The 1,315-nt window shown below is 62.2% G+C and carries 1 protein-coding gene; it reads right to left on the bottom strand.

Annotation, left to right across the window (positions count from 1 at the left end):
* Positions 1 to 241: 241 nt before the first annotated feature.
* Positions 242 to 1,270, bottom strand: a complete 1,029-nt coding sequence (locus EP867_RS19360) for an IS110 family RNA-guided transposase (protein ID WP_128491061.1) — start codon at positions 1,268 to 1,270, stop codon at positions 242 to 244.
* Positions 1,271 to 1,315: the final 45 nt, after the last annotated feature.

Genomic DNA, 1,315 nt, shown 5'->3' with positions numbered 1-1,315 from the left:
TTGTGACGATCCCACCTTGGCACAAAGATGCCGTCGGGGGGCGGTTACAACATCAGAGTCCTCTGATGCGGCCATCGTCATGCCGCGGGCCCGTATGGTGTTCGCGGATCAAGTCCCAAATCAACGCCGCGTGCTCTAAGGCACTTTGTTGCAGGCTGGTTCCTCTGATCCTGTCTCACGACCGTTGCGCCAAACGTCTCCTTGCCCTCTTCCGCTCCGACGTTCTCGCGACCTCGACGGCTTATGCCGCTGCGGCCGGAGCCTTGTAGACGTCACCGTGAGCCATAAGTGCCCAGACGATGCGCGCCATCTTGTTCGCCAGCGCCACCCGCACCAGCATAGGCGGCTTGCGCGTCAGGATCCCACCCAGCCAGGTGCCGGATCGAGCCGAGGCATGGACATGTCGCTTGATGATCACGCTATTGGCGCCGATGATCAGCAGGCGCCGCAGCGATCGCTCCCCCATCTTCGTCGTGGCCCCGAGCCTCTGTTTGCCACCTGTCGAATGCTGGCGGGGGGTCAGCCCGAGCCACGCGGCAAAGTCTCGGCCTGTGCGGAATATCTCTGCCGGCGGCGCCAGCGTGGCAATGGCCGTGGCGATCAGGGGGCCAATGCCAGGAATTGTCATCAGCCGCCGCGCTACCTCGCTGCTCTTGGCCCGACTGCTGATCTCGGCATCCAGCTTGCCGATCTCTGTCTCGAGGTGCCGCAGTGCCGCGACCAGCACATCAAGTGTGGCCAGGGCCTCGGTGGGCAGACCGCTGTCCGGGTCTTCGATCATCGCAATCAACCGCGTAGCGTTGCCAGCACCTTGTGGCACGACCTGACCGAACTCACCCAGATGCCCACGCAGGGCGTTAATCACCTGTGTGCGCTGCCGGATCAGAAGCTCTCGGATACGGAAGACCATCGCCGCCCCTTGTGTCTCTTCACTCTTCACCGGCACGAAGCGCATCGTCGGGCGCTGCGCCGCTTCGCAGATTGCCTCGGCATCAGCGGCATCATTCTTCTGGCGCTTCACGAAGGGCTTCACATAGGCGGGCGGGATCAGCCGGACTTCGTGCCCGAGCTTGCCGATCTCGCGACCCCAGAAATGCGCCCCTCCACAAGCCTCCATCGCGACAATGCAGTGTGGCAATTGGTTGAAGAACGACAGCACCTGATCGCGCCTCAGCTTCTTGCGCAGCACAGCTTGCCCAGAGGCGTCAGCACCATGTGCCTGGAACACATTCTTCGCCAGATCGAGCCCGACAGTGGTAATCTTCGACATAACCGCTCTCCTATGTGGATCATCGCAGACCCACCTTGGCATAAG

This window comes from Falsigemmobacter intermedius (assembly GCF_004054105.1).
Classification (GTDB): domain Bacteria; phylum Pseudomonadota; class Alphaproteobacteria; order Rhodobacterales; family Rhodobacteraceae; genus Wagnerdoeblera; species Wagnerdoeblera intermedia.
Note: the sequence above shows the minus strand (reverse complement) of the source record. Positions and strands in the feature narration are given on the sequence as shown.